The organism is Streptomyces sp. NPDC046821, from assembly GCF_040645335.1.
In the GTDB taxonomy this organism is placed as follows: Bacteria; Actinomycetota; Actinomycetes; order Streptomycetales; family Streptomycetaceae; genus Streptomyces.
In genome coordinates, this window is record NZ_JBEYYB010000008.1 from 153,595 (window position 1) to 179,817 (window position 26,223).

The window sequence follows — 26,223 nt, forward strand, 5'->3', positions numbered from 1 at the left end:
GCAGCCAAGCTAGGGTCATCCCATGCGTTTCATGATCTTGCCGCCGCCCGTCCGCTAGCGGGCGGCGCAGACCGGTCCCGACCCGGCCGCGCAGCTGCCGGGGCGATGGATGCCGCCCGCACATCAAGCGGACCCATACGGCCATCCATCGTGGAGACACACCACATGATCACGCATACCCTCACGCCATTTCGGCGTGGCCTGCTGTCCGTTTCCGCAGCCGCCATCGCCTGGGGCGCCGGCGGGGCGGCAGCAGACGAACTGTTCCGCACCAGTGGCCTCGGCCCCATCGCCGTATCGTTCTGGCGCTTCGCCATCGCGGCAGCCGTCACGACAGCCCACCGCTTGCACCAACCCGCTGCCGTCCGGACCGCGTCATGCCTACGCAGCTCCGTTTTCACCGGCGTTGCTCTGGCGGCTTATCAGACTGCCTACTTCGGTGCCGTCCAGGACGCCGGGCTCGCCCTGGGCACCATGGTCACCCTCGGCGCAAGCCCGATCCTGGTCAGCGCCGGAGCACACGTCCTTCTGAAAGAGCGGCTCACCAAGCGTGGCACCGCCGCGATCGCGATCGCGCTGCTCGGCCTGTTGCTCCTGGTCGCGCGCCCTGTCTCCGGTACCCACCCCATGATGGGCATCGCGCTGGCACTGCTCTCCGCCGTCGGCTACAGCGCCGTCACCCTGCAGGCCCGCCGCACCGGGAAAGCCACCGCAGACGCGGCGACTTGGACTGCTGGAGCACTGTGTCTGTTGCCCTTGGCATCGGCCCAGGAAATCTGGCCCCGCGCTGAACACGTCGCCGAGTCGACCGGCTTGCTCATCTTCCTCGGTGTCGTGCCGACCCTGGTCGCCTACCGCTGGTACTTCTCCGGGTTGGCCACGGTCCGCAGTACTACCGCGTCCGTGCTCGTGCTCCTCGAGCCAGTCACAGCCGCGCTCCTGGCCGTTGTGCTCGGCGAGCGGATCAGTACGTCCCTGGTGCTCGGGTCTGTCCTACTGCTGACAGCCCTCGCCGTCCTCGCACGCGACAAAACCTGAGGCTGCGGCCGTCGCCCCCGCTCAGCCGGCAAGGGCCGCCCCATCTGAACTGATCCACCGGCCGGATGAGCAGCTGAGGTCGGAGTACCCAAAAGTCATTGGCCGCGCGGCCGTCCCTCTCGCGAGAATGCGCGGATGATTGCCACCGCGCCCCAAGGGCCCGTCGAGACTCCGCCCTTCGTCGTCGAGCTTGCCGCGGGGCGGTCCGTGCGGGCCGTTTGGGAGAACGAGCGTGGTGGGGTGACCTTCCAGGTCGGCCTCGGTGATGCGCGGGAGTTCGTGAAGTGGGCGCCCGTCGGGAGCGGGGTCGACCTTGGGGATGAGGTGGCGCGGCTGCGATGGGCGGCGCCGTTCAGTGTCGTACCGGAAGTGATCGGTGAGGGGGCTGACGAGGGCGGGGCCTGGATCGTCACCCGGGGGCTGCCTGGGCATATGGCCGTGGGTGAGCGCTGGGCGCGCGATCCCGGTGTCGCCGTGCGTGCCGTCGGGGCCGGGTTGCGGGCGCTTCATGACGCGCTGCCCGTCGCCGACTGCCCGTTCGACTGGTCCGCCGAGAAGCGGCTGGAGCGGGCGAGGGCACGCGCGGCGGCGGGGCTGACCGACCCCGCGGACTGGCATCCCGACGTGCAGCACTTCGGCACCGTCGAGCGCGCGCTCTCCGTACTCGCCGAGATTCCGCCCGTCGACCGGCTCGTCGTCTGTCACGGCGACGCCTGCGCCCCGAATACCCTCGTCGGCGACGACGGCGCGTGGAGCGGACACGTCGACCTCGGCGCTCTCGGGGTCGCCGACCGCTGGGCCGATCTCGCCGTCGCCACCTGGAGCACGCAGTGGAACTTCGGCCCGGGGTGGGAGGAGCCGCTACTCGAGGCCTACGGAGTCGACCCGGACGCGGAGCGGATCGCGTATTACCGGCTGATGTGGGAACTGACGGACTGATTGGCGGACTTCGGCCACCGGGAGCGCGTGTTTTGGCCCCGGTGGCCGCCCATAACTGCCAATCCCCGACCCGGCCGACTCCCCGCTCAGCCCAGGTGCGTCGGCGCGAACATCTTCAGTAGCGCCGGGAGTACCACCACCGACGGGCCCGGGGTCGCCAGCGCCTTTGCGAGGTCTTCGCGGAGCGTTTCCGGGGTCGTCCGGACCCCGGGTACCCCGAACGACTCAGCCAGTGCCACGAAGTCCGGGCGGGAAAGCTCCGTCGCCGTTGCCTCCCCGAACGCGTCCGTCATGTATTCGCGCAGAATCCCGTAGCCGCCGTCGTCCACGATCAGCCACGTCACCGGGAGGTCGTACTGCCTGGCCGTGGCGAGCTCGGCGATCGAGTACATCGCGCCGCCGTCGCCCGAGACCGCCAGGACCGGCTTCGACGGGTCCGCCGCGGCGGCGCCCAGCGCGGCCGGGAAGCCGTAACCCAGGCCGCCCGCACCCTGCGCCGAGTGCAGCGCCCCCGGCCACGCCGACCAGGCCCAGTACGCCAGGATCGTCATGTCCCAGAAGGAGGGGGAGGTGGACGGGAGCGCTTCGCGTACGGAGGCGAGGATCTGGCGTTCGAAGGTCAGGTCCTGGGAGTCGAGGCGTTCGCGGACCGCCGTCAGGAGGGCCGAGACCCGTGCGGCCGCCGCCTCGTCCGGGCGCTCCGTCACCGTGTCGAGGAGCGCCGAGAGCGCCAGCCTCGCGTCAGCGTGGATGCCGAGGGCCGGGTGGTTGGACTCCAGCTTTCCGGCGTCCGCCTCGATCTGGATGACCCGGCCGCGCGGGGCGAACGTGTGGTAGTTCGAGGAGAGTTCGCCCAGGCCCGAGCCGACCACGAGGAGGACGTCGGCGTCTTCCAGGAGGTCCGTCGTGTGGCGGTCCTCCATCCAGGACTGGAGGGAGAGCGGGTGTTCCCAGGGGAAGGCGCCCTTGCCGCCGAAGGTCGTGACTACGGGGGCGTTCAGTTTCTCGGCGAGGGCGAGGAGCTTGCCGTTCGCGTCCGAGCGAACCACTCCGCCGCCCGCGATGATCGCCGGGCGGTTCGCTCGTGACAGCAAGTCGGCTGCTACTGCGGTCAGTTCGGGGCGCGGCACCACGTCGCGCGGGGTCGCGTCCATCGCCGTGACGACGGGCAGGCTCGTCTCCGCGAGGAGTACGTCCTGCGGGATCTCGACCCAGACCGGGCCGTGCGGTGCCGTCAGCGCGGACTCCCAGGCCGCCGCGATCGCGGACGGGATCTGGGACTGCGTACGGACGGTGTGGACGGACTTGACCACGTCGCGGAACGAGGCCTGCTGGTCGCGGAGTTCGTGCAGGTAGCCGTGGCGGCCGCCGCCGAGTCCTGCGACCGGGATCTGGCTGCCGATCGCGAGGACCGGCGCCGAAGCGGCGGCCGCCTCCTGGAGGGCGGCGAGGGACATGAGTGCGCCGGGGCCGGTGGAGAGGAGGAGCGGGGCTACCTCGCCGGTCACGCGGCCGTAGGCGTCGGCCGCGAAGCCGGCGTTGTTCTCGACGCGCAGGCCCACGTAGTGGAGGTCTGAGCGGCGGAGGGCGTCGAACATGCCCAGGGCGTGTTGGCCGGGGAGGCCGAACACGGTGCTGGCGCCTAGGCCGTGCAGGGTCTCGACGACGAGGTCGCCGCCGTTGCGGCCGGCCGGCGGGTTGAGGGCCGCCTCAGTCTGTGCGGACGTCGGGCGCAGGACCAGATCGTGATCGTGGTCGTGGGTCATGTTCGGGGTCCCCTGGGCATCGTGGTCGGGTGCGGGCCGGTGGGTGGGTTGTGCCCACCCGTTCCTCCCCCAGTGCCTGAAGGACCTGGGGGTACCCCCAGCGGAACGCCTGCCCACAACCCGACTGACTACGGCGCGGGTCGGGCGCCCGGCGCCCGACCCGGTCACTGCTACTTCGCTTCGCGCGACGCCGCGATCTGCCGCGACATGATCGTCGTCAGTTCGTACGCCGTGTGGGACGCGGCGACCGCCGTGATCTCGGCGTGGTCGTAGGCCGGGGCGACCTCGACGACGTCGGCGGAGACGAGGTTGCAGGAGGACAGGCCGCGCAGGATCTCCAGGAGTTCGCGCGAGGTCATGCCGCCGGCCTCGGGGGTGCCGGTGCCGGGGGCGTGGGCCGGGTCGAGGCAGTCGATGTCGATGGAGATGTACAGCGGGCGGTCGCCGATGCGCTGCCGGAGCTGGTCGGCGACCTCGTCGGCGCCGCGGCGGTAGATGTCCGCCGAGGTGACGATGCCGAAGCCCATCTTCTCGTCGTCGCTGAGGTCGCTCTTGCCGTAGAGCGGGCCGCGCGTACCGACGTGCGAGAGCGCCGACGTGTCGAGGATGCCCTCCTCGAAGGCGCGGCGGAACGGGGTGCCGTGCGTGTACTCGGCGCCGAAGTACGTGTCCCACGTGTCGAGGTGCGCGTCGAAGTGGAGCAGGGCGACCGGGCCGTGCTTCTTGGCGACGGAGCGCAGGAGGGGGAGCGCGATGGTGTGGTCGCCGCCGAGCGTCATCATGCGGGCGCCCGTGCCGAGGAGGTCGTCGGCCGCGGCCTCGATCGTCTCGACGGCCTCGTGGATGTTGAACGGGTTGGCGGCGATGTCACCGGCGTCCGCGACCTGCGCGAGGGCGAACGGGGAGGCGTCCTGCGCCGGGTTGTAGGGGCGGAGCAGCCGGGACGCCTCGCGGATCGCGTTGCCGCCGAAGCGGGCGCCCGGCCGGTACGAGACGCCCGTGTCGAAGGGCACGCCCACGACGGCCACGTCCGCGGTGCCGACCTCGTCGAGGCGGGGCAGGCGGGCGAAGGTGGCGGGACCGGCGTACCGGGGGACGCGGGAGGAGTCGACCGGGCCGCGGGGCGTCTCGTTGCTGCTCATGCGAATGCCTTCTTTCCTACGCTTCTTTGCGTCTTCCGCGTGTGGTCCCCGGCGGGACCGCACGCGCCTTCGGTGTTGCTGGCGGCGCCGGCCGGATTACTGGGCGGCGCCGACCGGCTCGGCGTCCGACTCCGCGCCGCCGCGTCCGGCGAGCCGCTCACGCCAGTTGGCGAGCACGGCGGCGTCGGTCGGCTTCGTGGCGAGGGAGACCACGATGTACGCGACGAGGGACAGCACGAGGCCGTAGTAGATGGGCTGGTTGGCGAGGATGCCGTAGGCCGCCATCAGGCCGATGACGCCGCCGCCGCCGACGATGATGGCGGCGAGGGCGCCGGCCACGGTGCCGCGCTTCCACAGCAGGCCGCCGAGGATCGGCACGAGGAGGCCGCCGACGAGCAGGTTGTAGGCGACGGTCAGGGCCTCGACGACGTTGTTGAGCGCGATGGCGATGCAGATCACCGCGACGCCCATGATCAGGATGAAGGCGCGGTTGCCCTTCACCTCGTCGTGCGGCTCGTCCGACTCGGCGGCCGAGGGCTTGATGACGCCGCGGAGCCGGGACCAGATGTCGTTGTTGGCGACGGTGGCGCAGGCGATGAGCGCGCCGGACGAGGTCGACATGACGGCCGCGAGGGCGGCGGCGAGCACGAGGCCGCGGACACCGATGGGCAGTTCGTCCTTGACGATGGTCGCGAACGCCGAGTCGGGGCTGGTCAGGTGCGGGTACATGACCTTCGCGGCGGTGCCGATGACGGCGCCCGCGATGGCGTACACGAGGCAGTAGGTGCCGGCGACGGTGCCGCCCGCGCGGGCGACCTTGTCGCTGCGGGCGGTGAAGACGCGCTGCCAGATGTCCTGGCCGATCAACATGCCGAATGTGTAGATCAGCACGTACGTGAAGATCGTCTGGCCGCCGATGCCCAGCGGGTCGAAGTACGAGGTGGGCAGCTTGGCCTTCATCTCGCTGAAGCCGCCGGCCTTGATGACGGCGATCGGCAGCAGCAGGAGCAGGACGCCGATGGTCTTGACGACGAACTGCACCATGTCGGTGAGCGTGATGGACCACATGCCGCCGAGCGTCGAGTACGCGACGACGATGGAGCCGCCGAGGATGATCGCGATGGTGCGGTTCATGTCGAACAGCACGTCGAAGATCGTGGCGTAGGCGATGGTCGAGGTGACGGCGAGCATCAGCGTGTACGACCACATCACGACGCCGGAGATGAGGCCGGACCGGCCGCCGTAGCGCAGGTCGAGCATCTCGGAGACGGTGTAGACCTTCAGGCGCGCGATGCGGGCCGAGAAGAACACGGAGAGGGCGAGCAGGCCGAGGCCGATGGTGAAGACCATCCAGGCGCCGGACAGGCCGTACTGGTAGCCGAGGCCCACACCGCCGATGGTGGAGGCGCCGCCGAGGACGATCGCGGCCATGGTGCCCGAGTACATCGCGGGGCCGAGCCGGCGGCCCGCCACGAGGAACTCGCTCTTGGACTTGGCGCGGCGCATACCCCACCAGCCCATGGCCAGCATCCCGGCCAGATAGAGAACGATCACTGTGTAGTCGACGGCCATTGGGCCCTCCTTCGCGCACCTCGGTGGCGTGTCGTGCAGATGGGGGTGTGGAGATGAGGGGTGGACCGGCCGTTGGGGACATCCGCCCGTACCCGAGGCCTGCGGTCGGCACGACCTTAAGTGGCCTGAAGGCGACGCTGAAGTGTACTTTTTATCCACTCTCCCTCGAATGGATGGAGAAAACGTCCACCATGCCGGATGAAACCCGCTCGACCGCAGGCCCGTCGGCGTCTTCCGAATCTTCCGCGCCTTCCACATCTTCCATGCATTCGGGTCATTCAGGCCATTCAGCGCAATCACCTCCTTCCGGTCCGGCCGTCCCGCCGACCCCTCCGGTGCCGCTCCTCGCGCTGCTCGCCCGCGATGACCTGGGCCTTCGCCAGATCGCGGGCCCGCCTGTGAGTCCCGACACGGTGATCTCCTGGGCGCACACGTCCGAGATGGCCGACCCGTACCCGTACCTGCTCGGCGGTGAGCTGCTGCTGACGGCGGGGGTGCACGCGTCGGAGGCCGCGGGGACGGGGCCGTACTACGACGACTACGTGGCGCGGATCGTCGAGGCGGGCGGGGCCGCGCTCGGGTTCGGGGTCGCGCCGGTGCACGACACGGTGCCGCGGGCGCTGGTCGAGGCCTGCGAGCGGCACGGTCTGCCGCTCTTCGAGGTGCCGCCCCGCACCACGTTCAGCGGGATCGCGCGCGCGGTCTGGCAGCTGATGGCGCAGGCGCGCATGGCCGAGCTGCGCCGGGTCAGCGAGGCGCAGCAGGGTCTCGCCACGGCGGCGGCGCGGCCCGATCCCGTACCCGCCGTGCTGCGGCAGCTCGCCCAGCGCACGGGCGGCTGGGCCGTGCTGACCGGGCCGGACGGCACCGAGGTCGGCCGGGCGGGCCCGCCGCCGGGGCCCGAGGTGACGGCGGCGATGGCCCAGCTGATGCGGATCGTCCGCCCCGGCGAGACCCGGCTCTTCCGCTCCCCCACGTCGGCGGCGGACACCGTGGGCGGCACGCATCTCGCGGCGTATCTGCTCGGCGGCGGCCAGGGGTACGCGCTCGGCACGGCGGTCGGGCGGCGCGATCCGGGCGGGCACACGATCGTGGGCGTCGCCGTGGTCCTGCTGTCGCTCCTCACCGGCGAACACCAGACGACGGGTGAGGCCGCGCGCTCGGCCGCCCTGGTCCGGCTCCTGCTCGGCGAGTCCCCGGCGGACGTGGCGCAGCTCCTCGGCGACGGCACCTGGCGCGTGGTCCACGCGGCCCCCGACCGCGCGAACCCGCCCCCTGTCACGCTCGGCACCCCCCTGCTCGACGCCACCCCCACCCTCGTACGCGCGCTGCTCCCCGCGGATCAGGAGGTCGCCGTCCAGGAGGGGTGGACGCTCGGGGTGAGCGGCGCCGGGCCGGCGGACTCCCTGGCGGCGGCCGACGCGCAGGCGGCCCGCGCCCTGGCCCGCGCGAAGGCGAACCGGGCCCCGCTCCTGCACCACCGCGCGGACGCGCGGGGCCTCGCCTCGCTCGTCGACCCGGGCGAGGCGACGGCCCTCTCCCGTTCGCTCCTCGCGCCGATCGCCCACACGCCCGCGCTGCCCGAGACTTTGCGCGTCTGGCTTTCCCTGCACGGGAGTTGGGACCGTACGGCGACGGCGCTCGGCGTCCACCGCAACACCGTCCGCCAGCGCGTCGCGAAGTGCGCGGCGCTCCTGGCCCTCGACCTGGACGACCCCGACGTACGCATGGAGCTGTGGTTCGCGCTGCGCCACGCAGAGTGACGCACGTCCCACCCTCCGGGACGCCCGTCCCTCGGCGTGTGCCCGACGGCACAATGGATCTCATGCCGATATCCGGGATCCCCAGCCGCGCCGCACTCGTCGACCATCTGATCCGCACCCGTATCGCGGGCGACGTGGCCACTCCCCGAGACAACAACCTCTCCCACTACCGCAAGCTGGCGAACGGTGACCGGCACTTCTGGCTCGGCCTGGAACTCGGCGACCGCTGGAGCGACGAGCAGGACGTCCTCGCGGTGATGGCGGAGCGGTGCGGTGTGAACGACGACCCGGAGTACCGCTTCGGCCAGGACACGATCGACCCGGAGCTCACCGTCGACGCCCTGGAGCGGATGGCGGCGCGCCTTCGTAAAGCGGTGGCCGCGCGGGAGCGCGTCCTGTTCGCGACCGGCCACCCGGGCGGGCTGCTCGACGTGCATCGGGCGACGGCGGCGGCGCTGCGCTCGGCGGGCTGCGAGATCGTCGTGATCCCGGACGGGCTCGCGACGTCCGAGGGCATGGTCTTCCAGTTCGCGGACGTCGCGGTCCTGGAGCACGGCGCGACGCTGTGGCACACGCACTCCCCCGCGCCGATGGCACGCATCCTGGACGCCCTGGAGCACGAGGGCCGCCCGCTGCCGGACCTGGTCGTCGCCGACCACGGCTGGGCAGGGTGCGCGGGCCAGCGCGGCATCGACTCGGTCGGTTACGCGGACAGCAACGACCCGGCGCTGTTCATCGGCGAGGCCGAGGGCACGCTCCAGGTGGTGGTGCCGCTCGACGACCACGTCATGAGCCCGCGCTACTACGACCCGATGACGGCGTATCTGCTCGACGCGGCTGGCCTCAGCTCCACGGGCTGAGGCGCGGCGGGCCTCAGCCCCACGGGCTGAGCCCTTCCTCGCGGCGCTGCGCGAACCCCGGCGTCGGGTCCAGGTAGACCCGGCGCACGTGCGGGTACCGCTGACGCAGCCGCCGGGCGGCCTCTTCGCAGGCCCACTCGATCTGGGCGGCGGTGGACGCGTCGCGGAAGTCGACCTTCGCGGCGACGAGGGCCTCGCGCGGGCCCTGGACGAGGGTGGTCAGTTCGAGGACGGCCTCGACGTGCTCGACCCCGGCGATGATCTCGCGGATCTCCTGCCGCACCGGCTTGGGCAGCGGCCGCCCGATGAGGAGTTCGGCGTTGGAGCGGCCGAGGACCCAGGCGACGTAGAGGAGCAGGACGCCGATGCACAGGGACGCGGCGGCGTCCCACGCGGAGGAGCCCGTGAGCTGGCCGCCGAGGAGTCCGCCGGCGGCGAGCACGAGGCCGACGAGGGCGGCCGAGTCCTCCATGACGACGGCCTTGACGGCGGTGTCGGGCGTCAGCCGCAGATACCGGCGGATGGGCGCCCCGACCCGCGCGGCCTCACCGCGCGCCTGCCGGATCCCGGTGCGCAGGGAGTACCCCTCCAGGACGAAGGCGACGGCGAGCACGATGTACGAGACGACCGGGTCGCCCAGCGTCTCGCCCGCCACCAGGGTGTGCACGCCGTCGTAGATGGAGAAGACGGCGCCGCCCACGAAGGTGGCGACGGCGGCAAGCATGGCCCAGATGTAGCGCTCGGGCCCGTAGCCGAGGGGGTGTTCCTCGTCGGCGGGCTTCTCGCTGCGTTTCAGGGCGGTGAGCAGCAGGACCTCGGTGACGGTGTCGGCCACCGAGTGGGCGGCCTCGGACAGCATGGCGCTCGACCCGCTGATGACGCCGGCGACGCCTTTCGCGAGGGCGATCCCGAGGTTGGCGGCCGCGGCGACGATGACGGTGGAGGTGCTCTCGCCCCCGCTGTCCGTGTCCCCGGCTGTCTCGCTCCGCTCACCGCTCGTGTCCATGCGGGTGACGGTATGTCGGATCACCGGGCGACGCGACCACCCCGTCAGCGCGGGACGCGGACCACGCCTTCCTGGATCACGGAGATCGCGAGCTGTCCGTCGCGCGTGTAGATACGGGCCTGGCCGAGGCCGCGCCCGCCGGACGCCGACGGCGACTCCTGGTCGTAGAGAAGCCATTCGTCCGCGCGGAACGGACGGTGGAACCACATCGCGTGGTCGAGGGAGGCACCGACCACGTCGCCGACGGCCCACCCCCCGCGCCCGTGCGCGAGCAGCACGGAGTCGAGGAGCGTCATGTCGGAGACGTAGGTGGCGAGGCAGACGTGCAGCAGGTGCTCGTCGATGGCGCCGTCGAGCTTGCCGTTCGTACGGAACCAGACCTGCGAGCGCGGTTCCTGCGGGCTGCCGACGCTGCCGAAGGGCGGGGCGTCCACGTAGCGCAGGTCCACGGCCTCGCGCGCTTCGACGAGCCGCCCGACGACGCTGGGGTCGATGAACACGTCGGCGTACCGCGGCAGCATCTCGGCGGCGGTGGGCAGCGTCTCCGGGTCGGGCGCGGACGGCATGGCCGCCTGGTGCTCGAGGCCTTCCTCGTACGTCTGGAAGGACGCGGAGAGGTGGAAGATCGGCTGGCCGTGCTGGACGGCGACGACGCGGCGCGTGGTGAAGGAGCGCCCGTCGCGGATCCGGTCGACCGTGTAGACGATGGGCGCTCCGGGGTCGCCGGCCCGCAGGAAGTAGGCGTGCAGCGAGTGCGCGTGCCGTTCGGCGGGGACGGTGCGGCCCGCGGCGACGAGCGCCTGGGCCGCGACCTGTCCGCCGAAGACCCGGGGGACGACGGCGGAACGGGACTGTCCGCGGAAGATGTCCTCGTCGATCTGCTCCAGGTCGAGCAGATCGAGGAGGGACTTCAGTGCCTGATTCATACAGCCAGTTCTACAGACAGTTCTGCCCGTTCCGCGGACAGTTCCCTGGGTGAAGGTCGACCGCGTGGGTTACAGACCCATGTCCTTCGCGATGATCATCTTCATGACCTCGCTGGTGCCGCCGTAGATGCGGTTGACGCGGTTGTCCGCGTACAGGCGGGCGATCGGGTACTCGTTCATGAAGCCGTAGCCGCCGTGCAGCTGGAGGCAGCGGTCGATGACGCGGTGCGCGACCTCGGTGCAGAAGAGCTTGGCGGAGGCGGCCTCGGCCGGGGTCAGCTCGTGGTTGTCCAGGGCCTCCAGGGCGCGGTCGGCGACGGCCTCGGCGGCGTCCACCTCGGCCTGGCAGGCGGCCAGTTCGAACTTGGTGTTCTGGAACGAGGCGACCGGCTTGCCGAAGACCGTGCGCTCCTGCACGTACTCCTTGGCGAACTGGACGGCGGCCTTGGCCTGGGCGTACGCGCCGAACGCGATGCCCCAGCGCTCGGAGGCGAGGTTGTGGCCGAGGTAGGAGAAGCCCTTGTTCTCCTCGCCGAGGAGGTCCTCGACCGGGACCTTGACGTCGACGAAGGCCAGCTCGGCGGTGTCGGAGACCTTCAGGCCCAGCTTGTCGAGCTTGCGGCCCACCGAGTAGCCGGCGGACTTGGTGTCGACGGCGAACAGGGAGATGCCGAAGCGGCGGTCGTCCTCGCGCGGGGCGGAGGTGCGGGCGCAGACGACGACGCGGTCGGCGTGCACACCGCCGGTGATGAACGTCTTCGCGCCGTTGAGGACGTAGTGCGTGCCGTCCTCGGAGAGCTTGGCCGTGGTCTTCATGCCGGCGACGTCGGAGCCGGTGCCCGGCTCGGTCATCGCGAGCGCCCACATCTCCTCGCCGGAGACGAACTTCGGCAGGAAGCGCTTCTTCTGCTCGTCGTTGGCGAGCATCTGGATGTAGGGCAGGCCGAGCAGCACGTGCACACCGGAGCCGCCGAAGGAGACGCCGGCGCGGGCGGTCTCCTCGTACATGACCGCCTCGAACTTGTGCGAGTCGATGCCGGCGCCGCCGTACTCCTCGGGGACGCGGATGCCGAAGACGCCGAGGTCGGCGAGCTTGTAGTAGAAGTCGCGCGGGGCCTGCCCGGCCGCGAACCACTCGTCGTAGACGGGCACGACCTCGGCCTCTATGAAGGCGCGGATGGTGTCCCGGAACGCCTCGTGGTCCTCGTTGTAAACGGTACGGCGCACGGCTTGCTCCCTCGGGTACGGCATGAATGCACGACGACTAAGCGCTTGCTCAGACGTAGGTTACCCGTCAGTCACAGGAGCGTCCAGAGATGCGCGTCACGCCCCGACCTGGCAGAACGTGCCACTTCACGCCGCTTCGAAGGCCCCCCTCGCCATACGGTGCAGCAGACCCGCCGTCGCCGCCCGGCCCGGGAGCGCGCCGGCCCTGCTCAGGTGCGGGGTCGAGTTGAGCAGCCCGAACACGGCATGGACGGCGGCCCGCGCGGGCTGCTCGACGAGGCCCGGGTAGGCCTCGCGCACGGCGGCCACCCACAGCTCGACGTACTGGCGCTGGAGCTGGCGCACCAGCTTGCGGTCGCTGTCGCGCAGGCGGTCCAGCTCGCGGTCGTGCAGGGTGATCAGGGGACGGTCGTCGAGGGCGAAGTCGATGTGGCCCTCGATGAGTGAGTCGAGCAGCGCGCCCGGGTCGCCGCCGTCAGCCTCGGCCACGCAGCGCTTGCCGCCGGTCAGGAGGCGGCCGCTGATGCCGACGAGCAGTTCGGCGAGCATCGCGTCCTTGCCCGCGAAGTGCCGGTAGAGCCCGGGGCCGCTGATGCCGACCGCGGCGCCTATCTCGTCGACTCCGACCCCGTGGAAACCGCGCTCGGCGAAGAGCCGGGCGGCCTCCTTGAGGATCTGCTCGCGGCGGGTGGGGGCGTCGGTTCTCGTGGCCATGGAAGTAATTCTAGACAGCGACGTTAGCGCTCGTTAACCTGAAGGGAGCGCGTTAACGCTCATTAACCCAGCGAGAGCCGATCGAGGGGAACCGCACGATGCAGGAGGCACCGGAGCTGACGAGCGCGGCCGACCCCGCCTCGGAGGCCTGGCAGGCCAACGAGGCGGCGCACGAGGCGCTCGCCGACGAGCTGCGCGGCAAGCTGGCCGCGGCCCGGCTCGGCGGGGGCGAGCGGGCCCGCGCCCGGCACACCGCGCGCGGCAAGCTGCTGCCCCGCGACCGCGTCGACACCCTCCTCGACCCGGGCTCCCCGTTCCTGGAGCTGGCCCCGCTCGCGGCCGACGGGATGTACGAGGGCCAGGCCCCGGCCGCCGGGGTGATCGCCGGCATCGGGCGGGTCTCGGGCCGTGAGTGCGTGATCGTCGCCAATGACGCGACAGTCAAGGGCGGCACGTACTACCCGATGACGGTGAAGAAGCACCTGCGCGCGCAGGAGGTGGCCCTGGAGAACCGGCTGCCGTGCGTGTACCTGGTCGACTCGGGCGGCGCGTTCCTGCCGATGCAGGACGAGGTGTTCCCCGACCGCGAGCACTTCGGGCGGATCTTCTACAACCAGGCGCGGATGTCCGGCGCCGGCATCCCGCAGATCGCGGCGGTCCTCGGCTCGTGCACGGCGGGCGGCGCGTATGTCCCGGCGATGAGCGACGAGGCCGTCATCGTGCGCAATCAGGGCACGATCTTCCTGGGCGGCCCGCCTCTGGTGAAGGCGGCGACCGGCGAGGTCGTGACCGCCGAGGAGCTGGGCGGCGGCGAGGTCCACTCCCGCGTCTCGGGCGTCACGGACCATCTCGCGGAGGACGACGCGCACGCGCTGCGCATCGTGCGCACCATCGTCTCGACGCTCCCGGAGCGAGGCCCGCTGCCCTGGTCGGTGACGCAGGCGGTGGAGCCGAAGGTCGACCCGGCGGGGCTCTACGGGGCGGTGCCGGTCGACTCGCGCACTCCGTACGACGTGCGGGAGGTCATCGCGCGCGTGGTGGACGGTTCGCGGTTCCACGAGTTCAAGTCCGAGTACGGGCAGACGCTGGTCACCGGCTTCGCGCGGATCCACGGCCACCCGGTCGGCATCGTCGCGAACAACGGCATCCTGTTCTCCGAGTCGGCCCAGAAGGGCGCGCACTTCATCGAGCTGTGCGACCAGCGCGGCATCCCGCTCGTGTTCCTGCAGAACATCTCGGGCTTCATGGTGGGGCGGGACTACGAGGCGGGCGGTATCGCCAAGCACGGCGCCAAGATGGTCACCGCGGTCGCCTGCACGCGCGTGCCCAAGCTGACGGTCGTGATCGGCGGCTCGTACGGCGCGGGGAACTATTCGATGTGCGGCCGGGCCTACTCGCCGCGCTTCATGTGGATGTGGCCCGGCGCCAAGATCTCCGTCATGGGCGGGGAGCAGGCCGCCTCCGTCCTCGCGACCGTCAAGCGCGACCAGCTGGACGCGCGCGGCGAGGACTGGCCGGCCGCGGACGAGGACGCGTTCAAGGCGCCGATCCGCGCGCAGTACGAGCACCAGGGGAACGCCTACTACGCGACGGCCCGGCTCTGGGACGACGGCGTGATCGACCCGCTGGAGACCCGGCAGGTCCTCGGCCTCGCCCTGACCGCCTGTGCCCATGCGCCGCTCCCGGAGAAGTCCGGCGGCTTCGGCGTCTTCCGGATGTGAGGGGAGGGAACCCAATGAGCATGAGCATGTTCGACACCGTTCTTGTGGCCAACCGCGGCGAGATCGCCGTGCGCGTCATCCGTACGCTGCGGTCCCTCGGCATCCGTTCCGTCGCCGTGTTCAGCGACGCGGACGCCGACGCGCGGCATGTGCGGGAGGCGGACACGGCGGTCCGGATCGGGCCGCCGCCGGCCGCCGAGAGCTACCTGTCCGTGGCGGCCCTGCTGGACGCGGCGGCGCGCACGGGCGCGCAGGCCGTCCACCCGGGCTACGGGTTCCTCGCGGAGAACGCGGGGTTCGCGCAGGCGTGCGCGGACGCGGGCCTCGTCTTCATCGGCCCCTCCGCCGAGGCGATCTCCCTCATGGGCGACAAGATCCGCGCCAAGGAGACGGTGAAGGCGGCCGGGGTCCCGGTCGTGCCCGGCTCCTCCGGCAGCGGGCTCACGGACGGCCAACTGGCCGACGCGGCACGGGAGATCGGGATGCCCGTGCTCCTGAAGCCGTCGGCGGGCGGCGGCGGCAAGGGGATGCGCCTGGTCCGTGACGAGGCGCTGCTCGGCGACGAGATCGCGGCGGCCCGGCGCGAGGCGCGCGCCTCGTTCGGGGACGACACGCTGCTCGTGGAGCGCTGGGTCGACCGCCCCCGGCACATCGAGATCCAGGTCCTCGCGGACGGCCACGGGCACGTGATCCATCTCGGTGAGCGCGAGTGTTCCCTCCAGCGCCGCCACCAGAAGATCATCGAGGAGGCGCCCAGCGTCCTGCTCGACGAGGCCACGCGCGCGTCGATGGGCGAGGCGGCCGTGCAGGCGGCCCGCTCGTGCGGGTACCGGGGCGCGGGCACGGTGGAGTTCATCGTCCCGGGCAACGACCCGTCGTCGTACTACTTCATGGAGATGAACACCCGCCTCCAGGTGGAGCATCCGGTGACCGAGCTGGTCACGGGGATCGACCTGGTGGAGTGGCAGCTGCGGGTGGCGGCGGGTGAGCAACTGCCTTACCAGCAGAGCGACATCACGCTCACCGGGCACGCGGTCGAGGCGCGGGTCTGCGCCGAGGACCCTGGGCGCGGGTTCCTGCCGTCCGGTGGCACGGTGCTCTCGCTGCGGGAGCCGCAGGGCGACGGCGTGCGCACGGACTCGGGCCTGAGCGAGGGCACGGAGGTCGGCAGCCTGTACGACCCGATGCTCTCGAAGGTCATCGCGTACGGGCCCGACCGGGCGACGGCGCTGCGGAAGCTGCGGGCGGCCCTCGCGGACACGGTGACGCTGGGCGTGCCGACGAACGCGGGGTTCCTGCGGCGGCTGCTCGCGCATCCGGCGGTGGTCGCGGGCGAGCTGGACACGGGGCTCGTGGAGCGCGAGGCCGACGGTCTCGTCCCGCAGGACGTGCCGGAGGAGGTGTACGAGGCGGCGGCCGCGGTGCGCGCGGAGGCGCTCGTACCGTCCGGGTCCGGCTGGACCGACCCGTTCGCGCAGCCGAGCGGCTGGCGGCTCGGCGGCACTCCCGCGCCCGTCGACTTCCATCTCAGGGTGCCGGGACTCGAACCCGTCACGCACCGCACGCGCGGCACCCATTCGGTCGCCGCCGACAGTGTCACGGTCCGCCTCGACGGCCTGGCCCACACGTTCCACCGGGCCGGTGACTGGCTCGGGCGGGACGGCAACGCGTGGCACGTACGGGACTTCGACCCGGTGGCGGCGTCCCTCACGGGCGCGGCGCACGCCGGGGCCGACTCCCTCACCGCCCCGATGCCCGGCACGGTCACCGTCGTGAAGGTGGCCGTCGGCGACGAAGTGGCCGCCGGACAGAGCCTGTTGGTGGTCGAGGCGATGAAGATGGAGCACGTCATCTCCGCCCCGCACGCCGGCACGGTCGCCGAACTGGACGTCACACCAGGGACGACCGTCGCGATGGACCAGATCCTCGCGGTCGTCAATCCGCACGAGGAGCACGAGGCGCACGAGGAGCACCAGGCGCACCAGGAGGTGGCGGAATGAGTACCCCCGAAGCCACGTCCGGGACCCCTCTCGGGCTCCCCATGGTCGTGCCGTCCCAGGACCTCCCCGCGCGCGTGCGGATCCACGAGGTCGGCGCGCGCGACGGCCTGCAGAACGAGAAGTCGACGGTCCCGACCGAGGTGAAGGCCGAGTTCATCCACCGCCTCGCGGACGCCGGGCTCACCACCATCGAGGCGACGAGCTTCGTGCACCCCAAGTGGGTGCCCCAACTCGCCGACGCCGAGGCCCTGTTCCCGCTGCTCCAGGACATCGAGCCGCGCCCGCACCTGCCCGTCCTCGTGCCGAACGAGCGGGGTCTCGACCGGGCGCTCGCGCTCGGCGCCCGCCGGGTCGCCGTGTTCGGCAGCGCCACGGAGGCCTTCGCCAAGGCCAATCTGAACCGGACCGTGGACGAGGCGCTCGCCATGTTCGAGCCGGTCGTGGCGCGCGCCAAGGACGGGCGGGCGCATGTGCGCGGCTATCTGTCGATGTGCTTCGGCGACCCCTGGGAGGGCGCCGTCCCGGTCCACCAGGTCGTGCGCGTCGCCAAGGCCCTGATGGACATGGGCTGCGACGAGCTGAGCCTCGGCGACACGATCGGCGTCGCGACGCCGGGTCACGTCCAGACGCTCCTGGCCGAGCTGAACGAGGAGGGCGTGCCGACGAACGCGATCGGCGTGCACTTCCACGACACCTACGGCCAGGCGCTTTCCAACACTCTGGCGGCGCTCCAGCACGGGGTGACCACCGTGGACGCCTCCGCGGGCGGCCTCGGCGGCTGCCCGTACGCGAAGAGCGCCACCGGGAATCTCGCCACCGAAGACCTCGTGTGGATGCTTCAGGGCCTCGGCATCGAGACCGGGGTCGATCTCGCCCGTCTCACCGCCACCAGCACGTGGATGGCCGAGCAACTGGGCCGGCCGAGCCCGTCCCGCACCGTCCGTGCCCTCTCCCACCAGGAGTAGAAGAACGATGGACCACCGTCTGAGCAGCGAGCACGAAGAACTCCGGCGCACCGTCGAGGAGTTCGCGCACGACGTCGTCGCTCCCAAGATCGGCGACTTCTACGAGCGCCATGAGTTCCCGTACGAGATCGTGCGGGAGATGGGCCGCATGGGCCTGTTCGGGCTGCCGTTCCCGGAGGAGTACGGCGGGATGGGCGGCGACTACATGGCGCTCGGGATCGCCCTGGAGGAGCTGGCGCGGGTCGACTCCTCGGTGGCGATCACGCTGGAGGCGGGCGTCTCCCTGGGCGCCATGCCGGTCCATCTGTTCGGGACCGAGGAGCAGAAGCGGGAGTGGCTGCCGCGGCTGTGTGCGGGCGAGATGCTCGGCGCGTTCGGCCTGACCGAGCCCGACGGCGGCTCGGACGCGGGCTCGACGCGGACGACGGCCCGGCTCGACGAGTCGACCGGCGAGTGGGTGATCAACGGTACGAAGTGCTTCATCACCAACTCCGGTACGGACATCACGGGCCTGGTCACGGTCACGGCGGTCACCGGCCGCACGCCCGAGGGCAAGCCGCTCATCTCCTCGATCATCGTGCCGTCCGGGACGCCCGGCTTCACGGTGGCGGCGCCGTACTCGAAGGTCGGGTGGAACGCGTCGGACACGCGTGAGCTGTCCTTCGCCGACGTCCGGGTCCCGGCGGCGAACCTGCTGGGTGAACAGGGGCGCGGGTTCGCCCAGTTCCTGCGGATCCTGGACGAGGGCCGGATCGCGATCGCGGCGCTCGCGACGGGTCTCGCGCAGGGCTGCGTGGACGAGTCGGTGAAGTACGCCCAGGAGCGCAAGGCGTTCGGGAAGACCATCGGCTCGTACCAGGCGATCCAGTTCAAGATCGCCGACATGGAGATGAAGGCGCACACGGCACGCCTCGCGTGGCGGGACGCGGCGTCGCGCCTTGTGAGCGGGGAGCCGTTCAAGAAGGAGGCGGCGCTCGCCAAGCTGTACTCGTCGACGGTCGCCGTGGACAACGCGCGCGAGGCCACGCAGGTGCACGGCGGGTACGGGTTCATGAACGAGTATCCGGTGGCCCGCATGTGGCGCGACTCGAAGATCCTGGAGATCGGCGAGGGCACGAGCGAGGTCCAACGGATGCTGATCGCACGGGAGTTGGGCCTGAAGGGCTGACGCACCCGGAGATGGGACTTACGGGCTGACCAACTGAAAAGGCTGCGGAGGACCGCTGGACAACCGGGGATCAACTTAGGTTAGGTTAACCTAAGTCAACCCTGGCCGGCGGCCTCCGTTCGTCATGAAAGCAGCCACTGTCATGCCCCAAGCGCGTCTCACCAGCCCCTCCCGCCGCGGCATTCTCGCCGCCGGCGGCGCACTCGGCCTCGGCGCCGCGCTCGCCGCGTGCGGCAGCGACTCCAAAGACGGCTCCGGGGCGGGCGCCGGGGCAGGCAAGAACGTCAAGTCCGGCCCCTGGTCCTTCAAGGACGACCGCGCGGTGACGGCGAAGGCCGACAAGGTCCCGGCGAACGTCGTCGCCTTCACCAGCGTCGCCGCCGCCCTCTGGGACTACGGCATCCAGTGCAAGGGCGTCTTCGGCCCGACGAGAACGGCGGGCGGCAAGCCCGACGTCCAGGCCGGCGACATGGCCGTCGACAAGGTGACGATCATCGGCAACGCCTGGGGCCAGTTCAACATCGAGAAGTACGCGGCCCTCGCCCCCGACCTCCTCGTCACCACCGTCTACGACACGGCCGGCACCCTGTGGTCCGTCCCCGAGGACTCCAAGGACAAGATCCTCAAGCTGGCGCCCAGCGTCGGCATCTCCGTCTACGACCGCCAGATGACCCGGCCCCTGGAGCGCCTGCTCGCGCTCGCCGAATCGCTCGGCGCCGACGTGAAGGCCGACAAGGTCGTCAAGGCCAAGCAGCGCTTCGAAGCCGCCGCCGCCCGCCTGCGCAAGGCCGCCAAGGCGCACCCCGACATCCGCGTCCTCGTCGGCTCGGCGAGCCAGGACATCTTCTACGTCTCCGGCACGAACCTCTCCGCCGACCTGGAGTACTTCAAGTCCCTCGGCGTGAAATTCGTCGAGCCGCCGGAGAAGGCGAAGAAGGCCTCCGGCGGCTGGTACGAGTCCCTGAGCTGGGAGAACATCGACAAGTACCCGGCCGACGTCATCATGATGGACAACCGGACGGCCACCATCCAGCCCGCCGACCTCGCCAAGGACAAGGCCACCTGGAAGAAGCTGCCCGCCGTCCGCGCCGGCCAGGTCATCCCCCGCGTCACCGAGCCCATCTACTCGTACGCCAAGTGCGCGCCGATCCTCGAAGACCTCGCCGAGGCCATCGAGAAGGCCAGGAAGGTCGGCTGACGTCATGACGGCCACCGAGCCCGCCCCGTTCCGGTTCTTCGACCTCCAGGTACAGCGGACACGGCGGCTCGGCCCGTCGTTCCAGCGCGTCACCTTCACCGGCCCCGACCTGCCCGACTTCCACGCCGGGGGCCGGGACCAGAGCCTGTCCCTCTTCCTGCCGCGTCCGGGCCAGCCCGCCCCCGTGATGCCTCCCGTCGAGCCCGGCGACAACGGCCGCGGCTGGCACGCCGCGTACCGGGCACTGCCGGACGACGTACGCGCGGTGATGCGCTCGTACACGGTCAGCGGGCAGCGCCGCGAACCCGAAGAGCTCGACATCGACTTCGTGCTGCACCACGACGGGCCGGGCGGCGCCGGACCCGCCTGCGCCTGGGCCGAGGCCGCCCGCCCCGGCGACCGCGTGACGGTGCTCGGCCCGGCGGTCGCCGACAACACCGCCGTACGCTGCCGGCCCCCGGAAGACGCCGACCATCTCCTCATGTGGGGCGACGAGACCGCCCTGCCCGCGGCCCTCGGTGTCCTCGCCTGGCTGCCGGAGGAACTGCCCGCGCACGCCTGGCTGGAGGTCCCGCACCGCGAGGACATCCCGGACATTCGGCTGCCGGACCACACCACCGTCACCTGGCTCGTGCGTGACGAGAATCCGCCGTCCGCGCTGGAGGCGATCCGCGCTGCCCAACTCCCGGACGCCGCACGCCCGTACGGCTGGCTCGCGGGCGAGTCGGGGGCGATGAAGGAGCTGCGCCGCCATCTCGTGCGCGAACGGGCCTACGACAAGCGGTCGGTGACGTTCGTCGGGTACTGGCGGAAGGGGCTGAGCGAGGACGGGCTGCGTGTGGCGGAGGCGGGCGAGGCAGCTGCCTAGCGCGGGAGAGGCGGCCGCCTAGGTCGCGAGAGGGGTCACCCAGCCCGGGAGAGGCGGCCGCCCAGTCACTTCCGGGACGCCCCCGTAAGGGCCGGCCGGCAGCGGAATCCGGACAGGAAACAGAGGCGGGGTCGCGAGCTTTAGTTAGGTTAGGCTAACTTAACTAAAGCGTTGCGGCCCCGCCTCTTTCTCTGCGCTCGTACGCCGCACCACCCCGCGTTCCCGCCCCCACCCGGAGGACCGTTCATGCGCTCGCACCTGCTCAACGACACGACCGCGGAGCACTACCGCCGCTCCGTGACCGAGGGAATCGAGCGGGTGGCGGCCAAACTCGCCGCCACCGCACGGCCGTTCACCGGGGTCACCGCCGACGACCTCGCGCCCCGCGTCGACGCCGTCGACCTGGACACCCCGCTCCTCGACACCACGGCCGCCCTGGACGAGCTCGAAGAGCTGTACCTCCGTGACGCCGTCTACTTCCACCACCCGCGCTACCTTGCCCACCTCAACTGCCCGGTCGTCATCCCGGCCGTGCTCGGCGAGGCCGTGCTCTCGGCGGTCAACTCCTCCCTCGACACCTGGGACCAGTCCGCGGGCGGCACCCTCATCGAGCGCAAGCTCATCGACTGGACCACCGGACGCATCGGCCTCGGCCCCGCCGCCGACGGCGTCTTCACCTCCGGCGGCTCCCAGTCCAACCTCCAGGCGCTGCTGCTCGCCCGCGAGGAGACGAAGTCCCGCAGCCCCGAACACCCCACCCACATGCGGGTGTTCACGTCCGAGGCCGGGCACTTCAGCGTCAGGAAATCCGCGACCCTGCTCGGGCTCGGACCGGACGCCGTGGTCACGATCCCCGTGGACCGCGAACGGCGGATGCGGACCGACGTCCTCGCCCGCGAACTGGAACGCTGCCGCCAGGACGGCCTCGTACCGATGGCGGTCGTCGCGACCGCCGGGACGACCGACTTCGGCTCCATCGACCCGCTGCCCGAGATCGCCGAACTCTGCGAGCGCTATGGCACCTGGATGCACGTGGACGCCGCGTACGGCTGCGGACTCCTCGCGTCGGCCCGCAGGCGGCACCTCCTCGACGGCATCGAGCGCGCCGACTCCGTCACCGTCGACTACCACAAGTCCTTTTTCCAGCCCGTGAGTTCGAGCGCGGTCCTGGTCCGGGACGCGGCCACCCTGCGGCACGCGACGTACCACGCCGACTACCTCAACCCGCGCCGTACGGTCGCCGAGCGCATCCCCAACCAGGTGGACAAGTCGCTCCAGACGACCCGCCGGTTCGACGCGCTCAAGCTGTGGATGACGCTGCGCGTGATGGGCGCCGACGGGGTCGGGCAGCTCTTCGACGAGGTGTGTGACCTCGCGGCGCGGGCCTGGGAGCTGCTCGCCGCCGACCCGCGCTTCGACGTCGTCGTCGAGCCCCGGCTGTCCACGCTCGTCTTCCGCCACATCCCGGCCGGCGTCACCGACCCGGCGGAGATCGACCGCGCCAACCTGTACGCCCGCAAGGCCCTGTTCGCGTCCGGTGACGCGGTCGTGGCGGGCACCAGGGTGGGCGGCCGCCACTACCTGAAGTTCACCCTGCTCAACCCCGAGACCACCGTCGACGACATCGCCGCCGTCCTCGATCTGATCGCCGGCCACGCCGAGCAGTACCTGGGAGAGAACCTTGTCCACGCCTCCTGAGCCCCGCGACGACCTCGCGCCGCCCCGCGATGCCCTCGCACCGCCCCTCGACGACCTCGCGCCGCCCCTCGACTTCGTCGGGATCGGCCTCGGCCCCTTCAACCTCGGCCTCGCCTGCCTCACCGAGCCGATCGACGAGCTGAACGGCGTCTTCCTGGAGTCCAAGCCGGACTTCGAATGGCACTCGGGCATGTTCCTGGAGGGCGCCCACCTCCAGACCCCCTTCCTGTCGGACCTGGTCACCCTCGCCGACCCGACGTCCCCGTACTCGTTCCTCAACTACCTCAAGGAATCAGGGCGGTTGTACTCGTTCTACATCCGCGAGAACTTCTATCCCCTGCGGACCGAATACAACGACTACTGCCGCTGGGCCGCCGCCAAACTCACCAGCGTCCGCTTCGGCACGACGGTCACGCGGGTGACGTACGACGAAGCCGCCGAGCTGTACGTCGTGGCCACCGAGGGCGGCATGACCTACCGGGCGCCCCGGCTCGTACTCGGCACCGGGACCCCGCCGCACATCCCCGAGGCGTGCCGCAGGCTCGACGGCGACGCGATCCACAACTCCCGCTATCTGCACCACAAGGCCGAGCTCCAGCGCAAGGACTCGATCACCCTCGTGGGCAGCGGCCAGTCCGCCGCCGAGATCTACTACGACCTCCTGAGCGAGATCGACGTCCACGGCTACCGCCTGAACTGGGTGACCCGCTCCCCCCGTTTCTTCCCCCTCGAATACACGAAGCTGACCCTGGAGATGACGTCCCCCGAGTACGTGGACTACTTCCACGCGCTGCCGGAGGACACCCGCTACCGCCTGGAGGCGCGGCAGAAGGGCCTCTTCAAGGGCATCGACGGCGACCTCATCGACGCGATCTTCGATCTGCTCTACCAGAAGAACCTGGCGGGCCCGGTTCCTACTCGGCTCATGACCAACTCGGCTCTGCACAGCGCGAGTTACGAGAACGGGACGTACACGCTCGGGCTGCGTCAGGAGGAGCAGGGCAAGGACTTCGAGCTGCGCACGGACGGCTTGATCCTCGCCACCGGCTACCGGTACGAGACGCCCGCCTTCCTGGAGCCGGTCCGCGACCGGCTGCGCTGGGACGGTCGCGGCCGGTTCGACCTCGCCCGCAACTACTCCGTCGACGCGACGGGCCGGGGCGTCTTCGTGCAGAACGCCGGCGTCCACACCCACTCGATCACCTCGCCCGACCTCGGCATGGGCGCGTACCGCAACGCGTACATCATCCGCGAGCTGCTCGGCACCGAGTTCTACCCCGTGGAGAAGACCATCGCGTTCCAGGAGTTCGCCGCATGACCTTCACTGTCCGGGCCCTCGACCCGTTCAAAGACACCGCGCTCGTCCACCGCTGGGTGACCCACCCCAAAGCCGCGTTCTGGCTGATGCAGGACGCGAGTCCGGAGGATGTGGAGCGCGAGTACGCGGCGATGGCCGCGGCCGAGCACCATGAGGCGTTCATCGGTGAACTCAGCGGCGATCCTTGCTTCCTGACGGAGCATTATGACCCGGCGCACGTCGAGCTGGTCGGCCTCTACGAGCCTGAGCCCGGCGACATCGGGATGCATTTCCTGGTCGCCCCCACCGACACCCCGGTGCACGGCTTCACCCGTGCCGTCATCACCGCCGTCATGGAGCACCTGTTCGCGGACCCGTCCGTGCGGCGCGTCGTCGTCGAGCCCGACGTACGCAACACGGCCGTGCACGCCCTGAACGAGGCCGTCGGCTTCGTCCCCGACCACGAGATCCAGAAGCCCGAGAAGAAGGCGCTGCTCAGCTTCTGCACCCGCGAGCAGTTCGAGCGCGCCACCGCTGGGAGCACCGTATGACCCTCGCCGACACCGTCACCCACCTCTCCCCCGAGCGCTGGGCGCGGGCCGAGCGCCTGCTGATCCGCAAGGCGCTCGGCGAGTTCGCCCACGAGCGGCTGCTCACACCCGAGGCGGACGGAGACGCCTTCACAGTTCGCAGCGACGACGGGCACACCCACTACCGCTTCACCGCCCGGCGCCTGCGTCTCGACCACTGGCAGGTCGACGCCGATTCCCTCATCCGCCACCGGCACGGCACCGAACTCCCGCTGAACGCCCTGGAGTTCTTCGTCGAGTTCAAGGCCTCCCTGGGCCTGAGCGACGCGATCCTGCCCGTCTACCTGGAGGAGATCTCCTCCACCCTCTCCGGTATCTGCTTCAAGCTCGGCAAGCCGCCGGTCACGTCCGCGTCGCTCGCCCACGGCGGCTCGTTCCAGGACATCGAGACGGGCATGACCGAGGGCCACCCCTGCTTCGTCGCGAACAACGGCCGGCTCGGCTTCGGCGTCCACGAGTACCTGTCGTACGCCCCCGAGACCGCGAGCCCCGTACGGCTGATCTGGCTGGCGGCGACGCGCGAGCGGGCCACGTTCACAGCGGGCGCGGGTCTCGACTACGAGTCCCTGCTGCGGGCCGAGCTCGGCGAGGAGACCCTGGCCCGCTTCGCCGCCACCCTCACCGGCCAGGGCCTCGACCCCAACGACTATCTCCTCATACCCGTCCACCCCTGGCAGTGGTGGAACAAGCTGTCGGTCACCTTCGCCGCCGAGGTCGCGCAGCGCCGCCTCGTCCTCCTCGGCGAGGGCGACGACACATACCTGGCGCAGCAGTCGATCCGTACGTTCTTCAACACGAGCGACCCGGCCAAGCACTATGTGAAGACCGCCCTGTCCGTGCTCAACATGGGCTTCATGCGTGGTCTGTCCGCCGCGTACATGGAGGCCACGCCCGCCATCAACGACTGGCTCGCGCAGCTCGTCGAGAACGACCCGGTCCTCAAGGCCACCGGTCTCACCGTCATCCGCGAACGCGCCGCCGTCGGCTACCGGCACCTGGAGTACGAGGCCGCGACCGACCGCTACTCGCCCTACCGGAAGATGCTCGCCGCCCTGTGGCGCGAGTCCCCCGTCCCGTCCCTGGCCGACGGCGAACGACTCGCCACGATGGCGTCACTGCTGCACGTGGACGCGGACGGCCGCTCGTTCGCGGCGGCCCTCATCGAGCGCTCGGGCCTCACCCCGGCCGAGTGGCTGCACCCCTACCTGCGGTCCTACCTCACCCCGCTGCTGCACAGCTTCTACGCGTACGACCTCGTGTACATGCCGCACGGCGAGAACGTCATCCTCGTGCTCGGTGAGGACGGGACCGTGCGGCGAGCGATCTTCAAGGACATCGCCGAGGAGATCGCGGTGATGGACCCCGACGCGGTCCTCCCGCCCGGCGTGGACCGCATCCGCGTCGAGGTCCCGGACGACCAGAAGCTGCTCTCCATCTTCACGGACGTCTTCGACTGCTTCTTCCGCTTTCTCGCCGCGAACCTGGTCACGGAGGGCGTCCTGGACGAGGACACGTTCTGGGACGCGGTCGCCGGCTGCGTCCGCGACTACCAGGAGTCGACGCCCCAACTGGCCGAAAAATTCCGGCAGTACGACATGTTCGCGCCGGAGTTCACCCTGTCCTGCCTCAACCGGCTCCAGCTGAAGAACAACGAACAGATGGTGGACCTCGCCGACCCGTCGGGCGCGCTCCAGTTGGTCGGGACACTCCGGAACCCGATCGCGTAGCCGTCCCGTGAACGGGGTGGGGCTCCCCGAGACGGTCC

21 protein-coding genes are annotated in these 26,223 nt (G+C 70.9%); 14 read left to right on the forward strand and 7 right to left on the reverse strand.

What is annotated here, in order from left to right:
* Positions 1 to 165 precede the first annotated feature (165 nt).
* A complete protein-coding gene (locus tag ABZ893_RS17730) occupies positions 166 to 1,038 on the forward strand; it encodes a DMT family transporter (protein ID WP_361403972.1) in 873 nt (290 codons plus the stop codon).
* A 135-nt stretch (positions 1,039 to 1,173) separates the two neighbouring features.
* Entirely contained in the window at positions 1,174 to 1,977 is an 804-nt protein-coding gene (locus ABZ893_RS17735) for an aminoglycoside 3'-phosphotransferase (RefSeq protein ID WP_361403974.1), read from the forward strand.
* 86 nt (positions 1,978 to 2,063) lie between these two features.
* Here the strand turns inward: ABZ893_RS17735 and ABZ893_RS17740 are convergent, their stop codons facing one another.
* The 3 genes from ABZ893_RS17740 to ABZ893_RS17750 form a co-directional block, all read right to left on the reverse strand.
* A complete protein-coding gene (locus ABZ893_RS17740) occupies positions 2,064 to 3,743 on the reverse strand; it encodes a thiamine pyrophosphate-binding protein (RefSeq protein ID WP_361403977.1) in 1,680 nt (559 codons plus the stop codon).
* 170 nt (positions 3,744 to 3,913) lie between these two features.
* Positions 3,914 to 4,885 (reverse strand): agmatinase, encoded by a 972-nt coding sequence (gene speB, locus ABZ893_RS17745; protein WP_361403980.1) that lies wholly within the window; start codon positions 4,883 to 4,885, stop codon positions 3,914 to 3,916.
* Positions 4,886 to 4,981: 96 nt separating this feature from the next.
* Positions 4,982 to 6,457 carry a sodium:solute symporter gene (locus ABZ893_RS17750; protein WP_361403983.1) on the reverse strand — a complete coding sequence of 492 codons (1,476 nt, stop codon included), beginning with the start codon at positions 6,455 to 6,457 and terminating at the stop codon, positions 4,982 to 4,984.
* 263 nt (positions 6,458 to 6,720) lie between these two features.
* On the opposite strand from ABZ893_RS17750, the gene ABZ893_RS17755 reads away from it, so the two are divergent.
* On the forward strand, positions 6,721 to 8,220 hold the full coding sequence (locus tag ABZ893_RS17755) for a PucR family transcriptional regulator (protein WP_361403986.1): 1,500 nt from the start codon (positions 6,721 to 6,723) through the stop codon (positions 8,218 to 8,220).
* Between the two features lie 62 nt (positions 8,221 to 8,282).
* Positions 8,283 to 9,080 carry a phosphatase gene (locus tag ABZ893_RS17760; protein WP_361403989.1) on the forward strand — a complete coding sequence of 266 codons (798 nt, stop codon included), beginning with the start codon at positions 8,283 to 8,285 and terminating at the stop codon, positions 9,078 to 9,080.
* Between the two features lie 13 nt (positions 9,081 to 9,093).
* Here the strand turns inward: ABZ893_RS17760 and ABZ893_RS17765 are convergent, their stop codons facing one another.
* The 4 genes from ABZ893_RS17765 to ABZ893_RS17780 all read right to left on the reverse strand — a co-directional run bounded on the left by ABZ893_RS17765 (position 9,094) and on the right by ABZ893_RS17780 (position 12,953).
* Positions 9,094 to 10,086, reverse strand: a complete 993-nt coding sequence (locus ABZ893_RS17765) for a cation diffusion facilitator family transporter (protein ID WP_361403992.1) — start codon at positions 10,084 to 10,086, stop codon at positions 9,094 to 9,096.
* A 44-nt stretch (positions 10,087 to 10,130) separates the two neighbouring features.
* On the reverse strand, positions 10,131 to 11,012 hold the full coding sequence (locus ABZ893_RS17770; RefSeq protein WP_361403995.1) for an acyl-CoA thioesterase II: 882 nt from the start codon (positions 11,010 to 11,012) through the stop codon (positions 10,131 to 10,133).
* Positions 11,013 to 11,081: 69 nt separating this feature from the next.
* On the reverse strand, positions 11,082 to 12,239 hold the full coding sequence (locus ABZ893_RS17775; RefSeq protein ID WP_361403998.1) for an acyl-CoA dehydrogenase family protein: 1,158 nt from the start codon (positions 12,237 to 12,239) through the stop codon (positions 11,082 to 11,084).
* 126 nt (positions 12,240 to 12,365) lie between these two features.
* Positions 12,366 to 12,953: a TetR/AcrR family transcriptional regulator gene (locus ABZ893_RS17780; protein ID WP_361404001.1), complete on the reverse strand. Its 588-nt coding sequence runs from the start codon at positions 12,951 to 12,953 to the stop codon at positions 12,366 to 12,368.
* Between the two features lie 98 nt (positions 12,954 to 13,051).
* Here ABZ893_RS17780 and ABZ893_RS17785 point away from each other — a divergent pair, with 98 nt between their 5' ends.
* The 10 genes from ABZ893_RS17785 (at position 13,052) to ABZ893_RS17830 (ending at position 26,185) form a co-directional block, all read left to right on the forward strand.
* Positions 13,052 to 14,674 carry a carboxyl transferase domain-containing protein gene (locus ABZ893_RS17785; RefSeq protein WP_361404004.1) on the forward strand — a complete coding sequence of 541 codons (1,623 nt, stop codon included), beginning with the start codon at positions 13,052 to 13,054 and terminating at the stop codon, positions 14,672 to 14,674.
* A 26-nt stretch (positions 14,675 to 14,700) separates the two neighbouring features.
* A complete protein-coding gene (locus ABZ893_RS17790) occupies positions 14,701 to 16,674 on the forward strand; it encodes an acetyl/propionyl/methylcrotonyl-CoA carboxylase subunit alpha (RefSeq protein ID WP_361404579.1) in 1,974 nt (657 codons plus the stop codon).
* Entirely contained in the window at positions 16,671 to 17,639 is a 969-nt protein-coding gene (locus ABZ893_RS17795) for a hydroxymethylglutaryl-CoA lyase (protein ID WP_361404007.1), read from the forward strand. Before ABZ893_RS17790 ends, ABZ893_RS17795 begins: the two co-directional genes overlap by 4 nt.
* Positions 17,640 to 17,646: 7 nt before the next feature.
* A complete protein-coding gene (locus ABZ893_RS17800) occupies positions 17,647 to 18,807 on the forward strand; it encodes an acyl-CoA dehydrogenase family protein (protein WP_361404010.1) in 1,161 nt (386 codons plus the stop codon).
* 142 nt (positions 18,808 to 18,949) lie between these two features.
* On the forward strand, positions 18,950 to 20,005 hold the full coding sequence (locus ABZ893_RS17805) for an ABC transporter substrate-binding protein (RefSeq protein ID WP_361404013.1): 1,056 nt from the start codon (positions 18,950 to 18,952) through the stop codon (positions 20,003 to 20,005).
* 4 nt (positions 20,006 to 20,009) lie between these two features.
* Positions 20,010 to 20,873 (forward strand): siderophore-interacting protein, encoded by an 864-nt coding sequence (locus tag ABZ893_RS17810; RefSeq protein WP_361404016.1) that lies wholly within the window; start codon positions 20,010 to 20,012, stop codon positions 20,871 to 20,873.
* A gap of 246 nt (positions 20,874 to 21,119) precedes the next feature.
* Positions 21,120 to 22,571 carry an aspartate aminotransferase family protein gene (locus ABZ893_RS17815; RefSeq protein ID WP_361404019.1) on the forward strand — a complete coding sequence of 484 codons (1,452 nt, stop codon included), beginning with the start codon at positions 21,120 to 21,122 and terminating at the stop codon, positions 22,569 to 22,571.
* Complete coding sequence (locus ABZ893_RS17820; RefSeq protein WP_361404022.1) at positions 22,555 to 23,889, forward strand: lysine N(6)-hydroxylase/L-ornithine N(5)-oxygenase family protein; 1,335 nt, start codon at positions 22,555 to 22,557, stop codon at positions 23,887 to 23,889. Before ABZ893_RS17815 ends, ABZ893_RS17820 begins: the two co-directional genes overlap by 17 nt.
* Positions 23,886 to 24,419: a GNAT family N-acetyltransferase gene (locus ABZ893_RS17825; RefSeq protein ID WP_361404025.1), complete on the forward strand. Its 534-nt coding sequence runs from the start codon at positions 23,886 to 23,888 to the stop codon at positions 24,417 to 24,419. Before ABZ893_RS17820 ends, ABZ893_RS17825 begins: the two co-directional genes overlap by 4 nt.
* Positions 24,416 to 26,185 (forward strand): IucA/IucC family siderophore biosynthesis protein, encoded by a 1,770-nt coding sequence (locus tag ABZ893_RS17830; RefSeq protein ID WP_361404028.1) that lies wholly within the window; start codon positions 24,416 to 24,418, stop codon positions 26,183 to 26,185. The genes ABZ893_RS17825 and ABZ893_RS17830 overlap by 4 nt, the downstream gene beginning before the upstream one ends.
* Positions 26,186 to 26,223: the final 38 nt, after the last annotated feature.